This window comes from Kordia zhangzhouensis (genome assembly GCF_001005305.1).
In the GTDB taxonomy this organism is placed as follows: domain Bacteria; phylum Bacteroidota; class Bacteroidia; order Flavobacteriales; family Flavobacteriaceae; genus Kordia; species Kordia zhangzhouensis.
The window spans coordinates 20,039-33,741 of record NZ_LBMH01000002.1; the positions used below are offsets into that span (position 1 = coordinate 20,039).

A 13,703-nucleotide genomic window follows, 5' to 3' on the forward strand; every position below is an offset into this window, starting at 1 on the left:
TTTATTGTGTACTGTTTATAATGAAGGAAACGTATTTTGTCCTTGTTATTTTTTTTCTACATGTAAAACTGTTATACTTGTGTTAGATAAAAGACGCTCAAACTTACTTTATGATGCTACGAAGACCTTTTAATTTTTGTTTTTGGATGTTATTTAGTGTATCCATTCTTTTATCTTCAAATCTACATGCACAAAACGATTCACTACAAGGCGAATCGTATGAAGAATTGATACAATTGTACGAAAGTGAACTATTCAAAAATGCACTAGACGCAAAATCGTACGCAATTCGAGCAAACCAAAAAGCACATAGTGAAGAGAATGCTGAAAAGATTGCTTGGTCAACCTACTACATTGCATATGCCAATAGTTATATTCCCGCACACAAAGAAGCTCTTGTAGCAGTCGATAAAGCCCTTGAATTGGCTTTGCAAATAAAGGACAACTTATTGCTATTTAAAGGACACAATCTAAAGGGCAACATATTATCTGATAATGATAAAGAATTTGAAGCATTAGACCAATATGAAATTGCTAAAAAATATGCCGAATTAACTTCTGATCCTCTAAATACGATTGTGGCAAATGTAAATGTAGCCTTTATCAAAAAAATTCATAAAGATCATGAAGAAGCCATTCAAATTTACAAAGAAAACTTAGCGATTTTAGATCAATTAAATACGACTAGTCCAAAAAAAGAGACCTATAAAAAGCAAATATTATTCAATATTGCTGATTCCTACTTACGAATTAAAAAGCCAAATGATGCAAAAAAATACAACGATGAAGCATTAAAAATTTGTGACCCAAACAAGTCAACTGCATTTTATTATTTACTTCAAATGAATGAAGCTATTATTAATTATCAACATCAAAAATATGATGTAACTATAGCTATTTCTGAAAACGCTGCAAACTATTATAAGAGCATTGATAATGAAGCACAATTAATTGCTCCTTATCTGTATCTAGGAAAAAGTAATTTTCAATTGGAAAACTATGAAAAAGCCATTCCTTATTTAGAACAACTTAATGACATCATTGAACGAAATAAAATAGCATACAGCGATCAACAAGAAGCCTATGAAATATTGTATAAATGCTATAATAAATTAGGAAACCATGATGTAGCGAACAACTACTTCGAATCTTATTTAGCGTTAGATAAAAAAACAGACAGTATTGACCTTAGTGTTAACAACAAAATTCATCAAGAGCATGATATTGTACCCTTAAAAGAAGAAATAAATCAGTTAGACAATGTCAACCAACAACAACAAAAACGTGCTGTTTATTTATACTATTCCTTGCTGCTTTTAATGCTTGTTTTAATTGCTTTTGTGATTTGGAACAGACAAAGACGTCAAAAAGACAAGCAGCGTTTTAAAGAATTAATGGTCGCAATACAAAAATTAGAAGAGTCAAAGGAAAAATCAAATTCAACAACCATTTCTGCAGAAAGCCCTACGCCTGTTACAGACGAAAATGCCTTGCAAATTTTAAATGATCTGAAAACATTTGAAGAAAAAAAATTGTATTTGCGCCAGGATTGTACATTAGGATATGTTGCTAAAAAGTTAAAAACAAACACGACTTACCTTTCTAGTGTGATTAATACGTATAAAGAAAAATCTTTTAAAGTCTATCTTACAGAATTGCGTATCAATGAAGCACTGATTCAACTTAAAAATGACGCAAAATTACGTTCGTATACAATCAAAGCAATCGCCGAAGAGTTTGGTTTTAAGCGTTCTGAAACCTTTTCGAGAGCCTTTAAATCGCAAACAGGAATATACCCTTCATCATACATCAAAAGTCTTCAAAATCAAGATACTATAAAGTGACATTTTATAAAATATCACTTATACATTATGGTATTTACAGAAAGTTTTTGCAAATTGAAAGAGTTTAACTAAACATTTTGCATCATGAAACCCTTAAAATTGAATAAAATCAAAATCTCAAAACTGAGTGAACCTCATTCTGTAATTGCTGGATTAATCCAAAATGGAGCACAACAAAACCCTAACAATCCGGTACCATTTACGTATGATATTGCTTGTTTATACACCAAAGATAAAGATGATTCCGATTGTGCCAACCAAACAAATGGTGGCGGCACTATGGGACGAACAGGTATTGCTGCTCCTGCAAATCCAGATGGTATCTAAAAGACAGATACTATTTAAATTTACAACCTAATGAAGCCTTCCGTAAATTGTGAAGGCTTTTTTTGTTAATTAACAAATCTTCTTTCTATTATTTAAGCGTTAGATTGTATCTTTATACAAATGACTTCCTCGAAAATTCCTAAAGATTGTGTTTTTTAATAACTAAAAATTTTTAGATCATGAAAAAACAAAAATTAGGATTAAACAAACTAGCTTTAAAAAAGTCTAGAATTGCAGAGTTAAACGCGTTAAACGCAAAAGGTGGTGAAGAATCAACAAATCCAAGATGTATTTTAACAGGATATCTTGATGGGTGTGATGTAACTGCCAATTGTAATACGAATAATGGGTGTGGAACTGGAACCAATAATTGTGGTACTAACGATCCAACATGTAATACGCAAGCTATTTTATCATGTTTGTATGCATGCTAAAACATACAAAAGCCTCAAGAAAAATTTCTTGAGGCTTTTGCTATCATGAAAAATTATAAAGTTTATTTTCTGCTAAACACTTCTCGTAGTTGATAAAAGATACGTTGCATAACTGTTAGTTCTTCTACCACTATTTCGGCTGTTCCTTCCATTTCTTGCTTAAAGTCTATTTCTTTATCAAATGAACTCTCCAGTGAATCTACTTTTAAATATGCAACATATGATGGTGCCCCTCCTTGCGCATTAAGCTGTGGAACTCCCGAAATGTTTACTATTTCACCCGACAAACTTCCCCATTCTTGATAAGGATAACTATCCAGTTTAATAATTACATTTTGTCCTACTTTGATTTTTCCGGAGTTCTGTACAGGGAACGACACACGACCTATTATACCTTCAATTTTATCAGGAATCACCGTAAAAAGATCTTGTCCTACGGTTACATTCTGGTATTTAGACCAAATATCAAAAACAGTTACTTCGCCATCAATAGGTGATTTTAACACAAATTGTTGTTCCCATTGTAAGATTTGATTTTCAACATCCTGCTTGGCTTGTTCTAAATTTTGATCAGTAGAAATTGCCGAACTCTTATCACCTACTGAAGCTTGACGTAAATTATTTTGTAATGAGAGAATTGTATTTTCATCATTTTCAATACTAGCTAACAAACCTTCATATGATCGTTGTGAAGACAAGTATATATTTTCTTGATCTTTATATTCTCGTTCAGATACACTTTTACTCTCATACAAACGCTTAAATTTTTCATAGCGTATTTTAGCATTGGCTAATTCAGTTTTGTAATACTCCAACTGATTACGACTATTTTGCAAACGATTGCGCACTCTACCTAATTGCAAACGTATATTTGACGCCTGATTTTTATCTTCACTGAAAATAGCATAGTTCAAATATGTTAGGTATTGTGCCCTAAAAGCATTGTATGCTGTTTGAATAGGTCCTAATTTAAGTTTAGGCGGAAGCGTATAATTTAAAGAATCAAAATCACTTACATCTGGCTCAAAATCTTTTAGTTTTTTCTTAAGTTTTTGAACATCGTTAAAGTTTGCAGTATTTTCAATTACTGCCAAAACTTGATCTGTTTCTACTTTTTGCCCTGCTTCCACAAAAATATTAGCCAATTTCCCTGAAGATTTGGCAGCTAAATGTGCGGGTGGGTTTTCAGAAGTAATTGTTACTCTAGCAGGAATAATATCGTTATAACTTATTAAAGCTGATCCTACTAAAAAAAGAATAATAATAATTAATACTACCGAAATTCCCCACTGGATTACCCAATTTGGAGCTTGACCTAATATTTCTTTCACCTGATCGGAACGTTCGTCCAAATCATTGATTTTTTTGCGTCTCTGCTCTTTTTTTTCTTCTTCGTCTTTCTTCTTAGCCATATTAATTTCCTAGCTCTAATTGGTTTTTTACTAATGTATAATATGATCCGCGTTTGGCGGTAAGTTCTTCGTGATTCCCCAGTTCAATAATCTTTCCTTTATCTAAAACAATAATTTGATCTGCATTTTTTACTGTACTCAATCGATGCGCTACCACTACCACTGTTTTTCCTTTGTAGAATTCCTGTAAATTTTCCATGATGACTTTTTCATTATTAGCATCAAGTGCACTTGTAGCTTCATCAAAGAAAATATATTTTGGATCTTTGTATACTGAACGTGCAATTAAAATACGCTGTTTTTGACCACCAGAAACATTTACCCCACTCGAACCAATTTTTGTATTGTATCCAGAAGGCAACTCTTCGATAAAATCATCGATATTCGCCACTTTTACAGCGTGTATTAGACGTTGTTTATCAATAATTCCTTCAGAATCAGACTCTGTGATGTTTCGTGCAATGGTATCTCCAAATAAGAATCCATCTTGCATTACAGAACCACATGCCTTACGCCATGTTTTGGTACTAATATCTCCTAATTTGTGTGGCCCAATAGTAATGGTTCCTTCATTGAATTCATAGAATTTGAGTAATAGTTTAATCAACGTTGTCTTTCCACTACCACTTGCTCCTACAATAGCTGTCACTTTTCCTTCTGGAATAGTCACATTAAGGTTATCTAATATTAACGGTGAGCTTTTTCCTCCATATTGGAAACTTGCATTGGTTAATGTAATAGACTTATCTGCAGGTAATTCCTTGATATTATCTTCAAAACGATCTTCTTCATCATCTTTATTGTGAATTTCAGACAAACGTTCTAAACTAATTTTTGCATCTTGTCCTGATTGAATGAAAGTAATAAAGTTGTTGATTGGCAAATTTAATTGTCCTATGATATATTGAACAGAAAGCATCATTCCCAGTGTAAATAATGGGTCATCGATTACAGAAGTTGCCGCAATGTAGGTAATGATAATATTTTTCAATTCGTTAATAAATCGTCCTCCTGTGTTTTGTGTTTGAGAAAGTGCTAACCCTTTAATTGAAATTTTAAATAAGCGTACTTGAATAGCTTCCCATTCCCAACGTCTTCTTCGTTCTGACCCGTTCAATTTAATCTCTTGCATTCCAGAAATTAATTGATACAAACTACTTTGGTTATCAGAAGATTGATCGAAACGTTTGTAATCGAGCTCAGCTCTCTTTTTCATAAATAATAGAGTCCAACCAATGTATAGAGCAGAACCTATAAAGAATATCGTAAATATCTGCATGTTATAATATGCCAATACACCTCCGAAAATAATCATATTGAACGCAGAAAAAAGCGTATTTAATGTGGTAGATGATAAGAAGCTCTGAATTCGGTTGTGATCATAAATACGTTGAATAATATCTCCCGTATTTTTTGAATCAAAGAATGCAATAGGCAATCGCATCAACTTGATTAAAAAGTCGGAAATCAGGTTGATGTTAATCCTACTTGTCATGTGCAACAATATCCAACCTCGAATCAGCTCGACAGTTGTTTGCGAAATAAAAAGCGTTAACTGCGCAATCAATATCAGAAATACAAAATTCTTATTCTGATAATTAATACCATAATCTACTACAGACTGAGTTAAAAAAGGAAATATTAATTGGAGTAAACTCCCAACAACAAGTCCGAGTACAAGTTGTAAAATGTACTTTTTATAAGGCTTAAAGTACCAAAAGAGAAATTTGAATCCGTATTCTTTTTTCTCTTCCTTCTCCATTTCATAAAATTCAGGAGTTGGTTCTAGCAATAACAAATAGCCTTCAGCATTGTCTTGATCTGCATTTTTACCAATCCAACCTTTAATGAAATCTTCCTTAGAATACTTTACTAATCCATGTGCTGGATCAGCTACATATACTGTATTTCGTTTTATTTTATAAACAACAACAAAGTGACGTTGACGCCAATGGGCAATACATGGATACGGAACTTCGTCTACTAACGTTTTATAATCAACACTTACCGCCAATGTATGCAACCCTATTTCTTCTGCAGCTTCCGCTATTCCTCCAAGAGAAACACCTTCCCTTGTAATATTAGCCTTTTTTCTAAGAAAGTCAATTGGATACGCACGTCCAAAATGTTTTGCCACCATACGTAAACACGTAGGACCGCAATCCATTTGGTCAAGTTGTCTGTAAAAAGGAAATTCTCTCTTTATCATTACTGTTTTTTCAAGTATCTATACTAAAATTTATGTGCTTCTTCTTTTCGTACGGCATTTGCGATAATCACACTCTGTTCTTCCTCATTTTTCACAAAAAATCCTTTTTTATGAGAAAAACACGTACAAATATATACTTTTATTTTATCTGTCCAAAAGAAAAAGTGAGTTTTTGTACGATATTTTCGTATAAAATAATATATTTGTATTGAATTAATTGAAAATTTTGATTGAATGCTCGTAAAGTTCACGGTAGAAAACTATTTATCTTTCAAAAATAGAACCACAATCGATCTTACCGCTACTTCACTAACTGAATTACGAAGTACAAATTTGTATGATACACCGTTGAAAAATTTAACGCTGTTACGAAGTATGGTTATTTATGGAGCCAACTCTAACGGGAAGAGTAATTTGTTTAAAGCAATTAATTTTGCCCGAAAATTGATTATTAATTCTTCAAAAGACTCTCAGTCAGACGAACCTATCAATGTTCAACCATTTAGTTTATCAACAGAAACTCTAGAAAACCCTAGTTTTTTTGAATTGGTTTTTATTCATGACAAAATTAAATACCGTTACGGCTTTGAAGTTGATGCAACCGAAATTCATAAAGAATGGTTATACGCTACAGCTAAAAGTAAAGAGCAGTTACTATTTGAACGATCATTTCAAGATATTCGAATCACCAAAAAATATGATGATGCGAGTCATAATTTGACATCTATTACCCGAAAAAATGCTCTTTTTATCTCAGTTTGTGCACAGTTTAATATTCCAACAGGAATGGCCATATTGAAGGCTGTGAGTAGAATTCAGTATATTTCTGGGATGCAAGATCGATTTACCGTCAATTTTACAATTGATATGATGGACGATCCTGAAAAGAAAAAGTACATTGATAATTTTATTGCAGGAGCTGATTTGGGTTTTACAGAAACCAAAGTAGAACGTTTTAAGCTTACAGAAGAGATTTTAGAGAAAGGAAATGTTCCGAAAGAAATCCGGAAAATGATTTTGGAAAACGATGAAGAGAATGTGATTGTTAGCACCAAACACGTTGTGTATGATGAAAATCACAACGAAGTTGATAATATTTATTTTAATCTGTTTGTAAACGAATCTCTTGGAACTGGAAAATATGTTGCTCTTTCTGGACCAATTATTGATACTTTGCTTCACGGAAAAACACTTATTATTGATGAGTTTGATGCACAATTACATCCGCATTTAAGTAAAGCAATTATTGAGTTATTTCACTCAAAGGAAAACAATCCATTTGGTGCACAGTTGATATTCGCTTCTCACAATTCATCGCTAATTAATTCTAAAAGAAAGTTATTTAGACGTGATCAAGTAATGATTGCAGAAAAAAATACTTACGGAATAACTTCTTTGGAATCTTTATATGATAAAAAAATTCGTAAAGACGCTTCCTTTGAAAAAGATTATTTAGAAGGTAAGTATGACGGTATTCCTGATTTGAAAATAGGCAATAAACTGCGCTTGTTTAAAAAGTAACTTTCAACATATTTATAAAGTGAAGTAAAGTTCGCTTTCCTGATGGCTTCTTTTTTCATTGTAAAAAAATATACAGTTATCAGAGCTTTTGAGAATATTTTATAAAGAAAAAGACCGCTGTGAGGCGATCTTTTGTGAACATTTTTTACGTATTTTTTATTTTACAAATAACACAAGCTACGAACAAGTTTAGTCAAATAATGATTTTATAGCCAATTTTTTTACGAAAAAAATGTTATTAATTTATAATTAATCTTTTAGTTGCTATTCCTTGATTTGAAACGATTTTTACTAGATACAATGCTTTTGTCAATTCAGAAACATTAAAAGTTACTCCTGCTTCAAAACCTCCTGTAAAAGCTTTGACTTGTTTTCCTGTAACATCATATATGTGTATTTCTTCAACTTTTTTGTTTAGCTTAAACGTATCTGATGCTGGATTTGGGTAAAGAGTAATTAAGTTTCTTTCATTTTGGAATTCTTGCGTACTTAACGTTGTTTGTTGATTTCCAAAAATTCTAAATTGCCCTGCTGGGATTGCAATTGGATCTGCGGTGTTAGTCACATTGATACTTGTTGTCCCTGTTTCATCCATCAAATCATACCAAGTTCCTGTATATGGAAAGTCTGGAACAATTGTCAAATTAGCCACAGAGAAATTACATAGAACTACAACATTTTTTAACTGCGTTTGAGGAATGTTATCGTCCCAAATATAAATACGTTGACGAATATCGTTAATGTAAGGACTAATTGCATAATTTCCTTCAAAGACTGGCTCACCTATCTTGAGTTTAATGATACGTGCCCAATCATTATAGATTTTAGCTCTGTTAGCATCTCCTAACCAATTGTTTGTCCATTGTGGTTGTGGTTTGGTATCTAGTTTACAATCACCTGGTGTAGGATCACTTGGTGTGTTTACACTTCCATTGTTACACGTAAAAATAGAGTTTTCCATTCCTAAGGCTCCAAAATGCCAAATCATTTTTGGACCAGGAATTGTTAACGAAGCAGCTCCTAAAGCAGACATTCTAGATAAAGCAGTATTCAAATCCTGAACATTGTGAGAAGATAATGCGGTGTTTCCTTCTTGTAAATTTTTATACATTAACCGTTCTTCATCATGGCTTTCTGCATACCCTACCAGTCTAGGTCCATTAAACCCTCTACTATTGTGTCCCATTCGGGTAATATTTGCGTTGGTAGCAAATCCTTTGGTCAACTGATTATACTGATCAGTCATTTTTCCCCAAAGCATAATTCCTTTGCCTTCACCTAAGCGGTAATCGGCCCATTCTTTTTCTTCATTATCTTGTCCTAAGTGCTCAAAGATAACATAGTGAGAGTCGTCCAAACTCCATGAATAATCTGCATATTGCTTTAAAATTGCCACACGATCATTTCTGTAACCATTTGTACAACCGTCATCGCCTGCTGTACATTCTTGCGTAAAGCCTTTTGTTAAATCCCAACGAAAACCGTCAATATTGAACTCTTCTATCCAGTGTTTGATAACGCGTTCTGTGTAGTATTGTGTTCTTGATTGTTGATGATTAAAATCTGAACCCACACTATAACTATGCGTTGCTACTTGGTTAAAGTATGGATTTTCTGAGCTTGGATCGCCCCAACCATCACCATCAGGATCGTTCATCCACATACGTACCATCGGGTTTCTACCAAACGCATGATTTAAAGCTACGTCTAAGATTACTGCAATACCGTTTTGGTGACATAGGTCTACAAATTCTTTGAACTTATCTGCGGTTCCGTAGTATTTATCTAATGCTAAGTGGAAAGACGTGTTGTATCCCCAACTTTCGTTGCCTTCAAATTCCATTACAGGCATTAGCTGAATCGCATTAACATTTAAGTTTTTGAAGTAATCAATACGATCTATTAAATCTTGGAAATTTCTATTCGCATCAAAATCACGAATTAATACTTCATAAATAATTAGGTCTTCCTTTTTAGGCTTTGTAAAGTTAGCAACCTGCCAGTTATATGGTGTTTGACCTGTTTGTAATACAGTTACTTCTCGTTCTTGTCCTGTTGGATAAGCAGGTACATTTGGGTACGTTGTTGCTGGAATGTATGGGTCATCAAAAGGAGACAATACTAGCGTAGAATAAGGATCTGCTGTTTTTACTAATGAAGGTGAATTTGCAATTGGAGTTTGATCAACTACCCAATATTGATACGTATAATTTTGTCCTGGTGTTAATCCGGTAATCTCAAGCCAGAATTTTCCAGAAGTCCCGTCTTTTTTCATAGCATAATTACCATCTGGCTGCCAATTGTTAAAACTTCCTGCTACATACACAAAATCTTTATTAGGAGCATCAAGTACTAACGTTGCTTTTGTTGTATCGGCATCATAGTTAATACCATCTTCCATATTTGCAGGTATCGATTGTGTTACAGTACCTGGGTTAACAATAACACTAAAGTTTTTTGTTATTGTAGTTCCACCAAGCGTTATTTCTAATACATAATTTTTATTTTCTGTAATATTTGTATCAGTGTATGAATAAGTTGATCCTGTATTTGAATTGATTGTAGTGCCATTTGCTTTTAATACATACGAAGCCGTTCCTCCAGTATTGTTTGCAGTTATAGCTAGATTTGAACCAGAACTTAAAATTGTTGTGCTCCCATCGTTTGGTGTTACTAAGGTAGACTGAAAGGCTCCTACATCAAAGAAAAAGTCAGAACATCCTGTCGCTTTCAATTCTTGTGATCCCGTTTCATTTCTAAATACCATTCCCATTTTAGTAATGGTTTGTGCTTGCGTAGACGTTAATCCATAATAGGTTTCTGGAACAATTTGAATTTGCCATAAGCCTCCTCCCATATTGGTCATTTCACCAACACCATCATCTTGTCCCCAATTACCTACCACATAGGTCCATGGGTTGCTGTCAGTTCCAACTCCGGAGTGCATGTACACCTTATTCGGGTTGTTTATTCCGTCACAATCAGTTGCTGTACTATTGATATCTACGGTTATTGTTATTGTTTCATTTACCTCAAAAGGTGTTGGAGAAATTGTTACTTGTCCAAAAGCAATTCCAACAAACAATAAAAAGAGTATATGTAATTTTTTTTTCATCTGCTGTATTTTTTATCAGATGGAATCTGTCATGCTTACATGGTTTACATGACCTATTTCATAGCCATTAATTAGAGAGTAGTGTTTTGTAATGAATTTAATACATCCAATTAAAACACTTATTATTTATATTAAAAAAGGCTGTAACATAAAGTATTACAGCCTTTTTTAAATATTTTTAGTTTTGTGTTAATGTGTAAGTGTATTCTCTTGGATTACTTAAATCTAACACTACTGTATAGTTTCCTGCTGCAGGTACAGCAATATTGTCTCCTCCATTTTCTAAGGATCCATCAGCTCCAGTATCTCCATAATTCCATCCCCAATCGTCATTAGCTCTGAATTTGATTTCATCTGCCGTTAGATTTAATGTTATTGAAAATGTTTGTGTTGCTGGATCATACGTCATATCATTATCACTATCCCAACCTGTTGGAGTTGCCGAACCAATCAATCCCCAGTTTGAGTATTGTGTAGCACTATAGGTTAGGTTTTCAGTGTCAACTTGTACTAAATAGTATCCAGGTGTTGCAGGAACGTTTACTTCTCCATCTTCTGTTAAGATTCCAGAGAAACTTCCATCATCACCCCAATCTGTATTTCCCCAAGCAAAATTTCCTGTGTCATCAGGTGCTACAAACTTATATTCAGTTTCTAACCAAACATATCCTTCATAGTCACTTGCTCCAAACCCAGAAGCAGCCAATCTTGGTGCTGTTGCAGGATCCCAACCTTGATGATTTCCTGGTACTGCTATTTTAGGTAATGAAGTAGTATAAGGTGTTACATTTAATGTTAATACATCAGAGATTTGTTGCTCTGCATCTTGTGTTCCAATAGAAGAAATAACACGTACGTCAATATCTCCAGCTACAAAAGGACTTAAGCCTGCTGCTATTACAACATCATTTAATTGTTGATTTGTCCAAGAAATGAAACGTTCGTTCGTTGAGCCTGCTGCGATAGGTGCTGCAAATTCAGTTCCAGATAGTGCTACTTGAACATCATAGTTGATAGCTGTTTGCGCTCCATAATCTGCATCATTCCAAACCAAAGTAGTTGCCAAATTTTGTTCGTTGGCAGCAGTTAATACAATAGAAGTTCCTGATGCTGGTGTTACTAATTGTGGGCCACCTTGAGGAGAAGCAATGATTAAGTTATCATCATCACTACATGCGTTAAATCCTACAAAGGCCACTAAAGCTAAAAAGCCTGCTGATAGTTTATTTAATTTTTTCATCTGTTTATACTATTTTTTAATAACCTGGGTTTTGAGTTAAATTTGGGTTTGCTGTGATATCTGTTGAAGGAATTGGGAATAAATCTCTGAAAGATTCTGTAGTAGTTCCTCCTTCTACATTTCCTTTCCAAGGCCAGATACCTTGATCAGAGAATTGACCAAAGCGAATAAGATCTGTTCTTCTATGTGCTTCCCAGTGTAATTCTCTAGAACGTTCTGATAATAAAAACTCGTCTGTAATATCACCAAAACCACCTATTGGATTTGCATTGGAACGTAGTCTTACCAAATTAACATATTGTACTGCTAATGCTTGATTTCCTGCTCCGCTTCTTTTTACTGCTTCTGCATACATTAAGTACACGTCAGCCAAACGAAATACAGGGAAATCTGTATCGATAAAATCTCCTGAAGCATCCGAGCCAGGAGCTCCACTACTGGTTACATTTTTAAATTTTTCTACAGCATATCCGTCGTTAAAGTTAAATACGTCTGCGATTTCTAATTCTTGTCCATCTGTGAAGAAGTTTGCTCTATCATCAGCAGACATTGCTCCATTAGGAAATTGATTTACAAATGTTTTAGTTGTTCTAATTCCGCCCCAACCTCCGTTGATGCCAAAATCAGCTGCACTCATATTTCCACCAACAGGTGCATGAACTAAAAATGTCATTGCTCCATAACCTTGAGTATTTAATCCGTCAGAGTTGAAGGTAAAGATGAATTCGTTTTGTGCTCCGTTTGTGTCATTATCTGCTAAAAACAACTCATCATAGCTAGTATGTAATGTATATCCAGCATTGATGATATTTTCTAAATATGGAATTGCTTGTGCACTTTGGTCAGTTCCTGTGTACACTTCTGCATTTAAGTATAATTTGGCTAATAACATCCAAACGGCTGCTTTATCAGCTCTTCCATATACATTTTGACGTGCATCAATCATGATAGGCTCAATTGAAGTTAACTCTGAAATCAAGAAGTCAAAAATTTCTTGACGAGTTCCTTGTTCTGGTAAAAATGCTCCAATTGGGTCTGCATCTGTTACAAACGGCACATCACCAAACATATCGATAGCATGCCAGTAACTCAATGCACGTAAAAAACGAACTTCCGCTTTGTAGGCTGCAGGTAAAAACTCAGATTCTGCCACATTTGCAGTAGCTCTTAAAAACTCATTTGATATAGAAATTTGGAAATAAATTCTGTTGTACATTGCTGTAATGAACTCATTTGCTGGAGTCCATACTTGCCAATTCAAATCATGAATTGTTCCATCATTCCAAGCAATTAATGCTTCATCTGTCGTTAATTGTTGGTGCTTCCAGTATTGACGCAAGTAATTAGAAAATCCTTCGTCAATTCCAGTAATATCAGGATTTCCTGCAGGACCTTGCTGTCCACTCACTACAAAACCTGCATAAATTCTTGCAAGGAATTGCTCGTATGCGGCTGGATCGTCAAATACATCCGCTGCTGACTGTTCTACTATTGGTTCAAGATCTAATTCGTCAGAACACGAAATAAATCCGATACTTACCATTAGCATGAACAGTACAATACCTATACGATTTGATTGTTTTTTCATTGTTTTCATCATT

The 13,703-nt window shown here is 34.0% G+C and carries 9 protein-coding genes; 4 read left to right on the forward strand and 5 right to left on the reverse strand.

Annotation, left to right across the window (positions count from 1 at the left end; all coding sequences use genetic code 11):
- Positions 1 to 110 precede the first annotated feature (110 nt).
- The 3 genes from AA088_RS01660 (at position 111) to AA088_RS01670 (ending at position 2,605) form a co-directional block, all read left to right on the forward strand.
- Positions 111 to 1,844: a helix-turn-helix domain-containing protein gene (locus AA088_RS01660; RefSeq protein WP_082106513.1), complete on the forward strand. Its 1,734-nt coding sequence runs from the start codon at positions 111 to 113 to the stop codon at positions 1,842 to 1,844.
- Between the two features lie 84 nt (positions 1,845 to 1,928).
- Positions 1,929 to 2,171 carry a hypothetical protein gene (locus tag AA088_RS01665; RefSeq protein WP_046743223.1) on the forward strand — a complete coding sequence of 81 codons (243 nt, stop codon included), beginning with the start codon at positions 1,929 to 1,931 and terminating at the stop codon, positions 2,169 to 2,171.
- A gap of 179 nt (positions 2,172 to 2,350) precedes the next feature.
- Positions 2,351 to 2,605 carry a hypothetical protein gene (locus tag AA088_RS01670; RefSeq protein WP_046743224.1) on the forward strand — a complete coding sequence of 85 codons (255 nt, stop codon included), beginning with the start codon at positions 2,351 to 2,353 and terminating at the stop codon, positions 2,603 to 2,605.
- A gap of 62 nt (positions 2,606 to 2,667) precedes the next feature.
- Here the strand turns inward: AA088_RS01670 and AA088_RS01675 are convergent, their stop codons facing one another.
- Positions 2,668 to 4,017: an HlyD family secretion protein gene (locus tag AA088_RS01675; RefSeq protein WP_046743225.1), complete on the reverse strand. Its 1,350-nt coding sequence runs from the start codon at positions 4,015 to 4,017 to the stop codon at positions 2,668 to 2,670.
- Between the two features lies 1 nt (position 4,018).
- On the reverse strand, positions 4,019 to 6,226 hold the full coding sequence (locus AA088_RS01680; RefSeq protein WP_082106515.1) for a peptidase domain-containing ABC transporter: 2,208 nt from the start codon (positions 6,224 to 6,226) through the stop codon (positions 4,019 to 4,021).
- Positions 6,227 to 6,460: 234 nt separating this feature from the next.
- Here AA088_RS01680 and AA088_RS01690 point away from each other — a divergent pair, with 234 nt between their 5' ends.
- Complete coding sequence (locus AA088_RS01690; protein WP_046743228.1) at positions 6,461 to 7,747, forward strand: AAA family ATPase; 1,287 nt, start codon at positions 6,461 to 6,463, stop codon at positions 7,745 to 7,747.
- A 238-nt stretch (positions 7,748 to 7,985) separates the two neighbouring features.
- Here the strand turns inward: AA088_RS01690 and AA088_RS01695 are convergent, their stop codons facing one another.
- The 3 genes from AA088_RS01695 to AA088_RS01705 form a co-directional block, all read right to left on the reverse strand.
- Positions 7,986 to 10,862 (reverse strand): alpha-amylase family glycosyl hydrolase, encoded by a 2,877-nt coding sequence (locus tag AA088_RS01695; RefSeq protein ID WP_046743229.1) that lies wholly within the window; start codon positions 10,860 to 10,862, stop codon positions 7,986 to 7,988.
- A 178-nt stretch (positions 10,863 to 11,040) separates the two neighbouring features.
- Entirely contained in the window at positions 11,041 to 12,102 is a 1,062-nt protein-coding gene (locus AA088_RS01700) for a SusE domain-containing protein (RefSeq protein WP_046743230.1), read from the reverse strand.
- Between the two features lie 16 nt (positions 12,103 to 12,118).
- Positions 12,119 to 13,699 carry a RagB/SusD family nutrient uptake outer membrane protein gene (locus AA088_RS01705; protein WP_082106517.1) on the reverse strand — a complete coding sequence of 527 codons (1,581 nt, stop codon included), beginning with the start codon at positions 13,697 to 13,699 and terminating at the stop codon, positions 12,119 to 12,121.
- Positions 13,700 to 13,703 lie beyond the last annotated feature (4 nt).